Here is a 1,628-nt window from a genome sequence, read left to right on the forward strand (position 1 = left end):
CCACGATGCGATTAAGCCAACCCGAATCTATACTGACGGCGACGATGTCACCGGCCTTATCACCCGGAACTACAGTGCTACGTGGCAGGACAATGTTACTACGTACTTCCAGCCGTACGACGACATTAGGATTACAAACGAGAGCGGGGGTTATGCCCTCAACCTGAAGAGCAACCAGGCGGTCATCTACTATGACCTCCCGGACGGTGATAAGTCTGAGAATATGCTTCTACTACTGTTCCAGGTCGGAGTTGCAGAGTCTGACGTTGAGGCCGCCGGTGTTATCAACGTTCAAGTTAACGATGTCCAGGTCTCAGGATAATCACCGGGTGAACGTCACGCTGACGTGAGTCCTGACGATTTGATATGTCTGCACTCCATTACCGGTCCCGTCGCAGACGAATCCGCTCCCGCTGGGGTGCCATCCCTGACGTGACTCAAGATGCTGGTTCCAGCCGGATTTGAACTGGGAATTGACCACTTCAATCGAGACGTTGGCCCGGCCGGCCGTACTGTTTGGCCCACTCCGGTTTACCGGGAATGTGACGGTGGCGTTTTGACGTTCGACTGTGATAGAGACGGTTCCGCCGCCCAACTGCCGGCCCTCTGGCCCATCTACTGTTACCAGCGACACGAGTGCGCGCTCATCAGTACAGACCAGCGTCGGCGAGCCAATGACAGCTGTCCCGCCTCTATCTCGGCGGAACACACCCCCTCCCTCGTAGCTGACAGTTGTCCCCTCGAGTTGGTACTCGAGTCCGCTCAGTTCGTAAGTGGCTTGGTAGTCGTCGGTCGGTCCTGTGGTGCTCTTTACAGATACTCGGAGTCGAGAGTCAGCTGATGAAATAGTGCTGATTCGTCCCCGATTGAGGTCCAGTTCTCCGCCGCGAGCTACGGACTGCCCCGTCTGCAACTCCTCGATGTTTTGTGCGACAATCCGGAACGAACGTTCTGCATTCTCCAACTGCTGGTCGTTGCGCACTTCCTCAATTTGAGAGAAGCCGACCGTGCTCACGAGCCCCAGAGAGAGGACGATGATAGAGAACACGAATACAAATCCAAGCGACTCACTGATCGCACGGTCGTTCATGTGCCCTCCACGAGCTCAAGACCCTGGACTGTCGGGGAGTCGGTCGGCGTCGACGAATCGAGCCGGACAATCAGAGAATATCGGTCAGCTGACTGTCCCCCCGGCAGGCCAGTCACGTCCACCTCGCCGCTGGCGCCAGAGAGCGTTATGCTGCTGCTCCGTTTTATCCCCGGACCAGTTGCTCCGTAGTCGGCGACAACGATGACCTCAACAGTTTGACCGGGTGCTTGGTCGACATTGTACCGTAAGTTGACATCGTTACCCCTGATCGAGGGGCCAGTCTTCCACCCGCTTCGGTACTCGCCTTCGGTAGCCGTCTCGGTGAGGTTCCTGACCTCATTCGGCGACAATGATCGGTTATACACCCGCAGTTCATCCAGTTGCCCATCAAGATGCCGGCCCGATTGGTTTACGTTTTCGCCAATACCAGCGGGAGACGATGCCGGATCTATTTCGTCTGCTGAATCTTTTGTGGCCGCGAGATTGCCGTCAACATATATTTCGGTATCGTCTCCGTCGAAGACGCCGACAAGATGGT

At 56.2% G+C, this 1,628-nt stretch carries 3 protein-coding genes; 1 reads left to right on the top strand and 2 read right to left on the bottom strand.

All coding sequences use genetic code 11. The features are described 5' to 3' along the window. Positions 1-322: hypothetical protein (locus D3D01_RS23870; RefSeq protein WP_158600563.1), on the top strand; the 322-nt coding region annotated here is incomplete at its 5' end. On the opposite strand, the gene D3D01_RS22485 is transcribed toward D3D01_RS23870, so the two are convergent. Both D3D01_RS22485 and D3D01_RS22490 read right to left on the bottom strand, forming a co-directional pair. Then, positions 323-1,090, bottom strand: coding sequence for a hypothetical protein (locus D3D01_RS22485; RefSeq protein ID WP_121513851.1), 768 nt, complete (start codon positions 1,088-1,090; stop codon positions 323-325). It lies immediately after the preceding gene. Then, the coding region (locus D3D01_RS22490; RefSeq protein ID WP_147439982.1) for a LamG domain-containing protein at positions 1,087-1,628 on the bottom strand (542 nt) is incomplete at its 5' end. The genes D3D01_RS22485 and D3D01_RS22490, both read right to left, overlap by 4 nt.

Origin of the sequence: Haloarcula sp. Atlit-7R (assembly GCF_003666065.1) — an archaeon.
GTDB classification, from domain to species: domain Archaea; phylum Halobacteriota; class Halobacteria; order Halobacteriales; family Haloarculaceae; genus Haloarcula; species Haloarcula taiwanensis.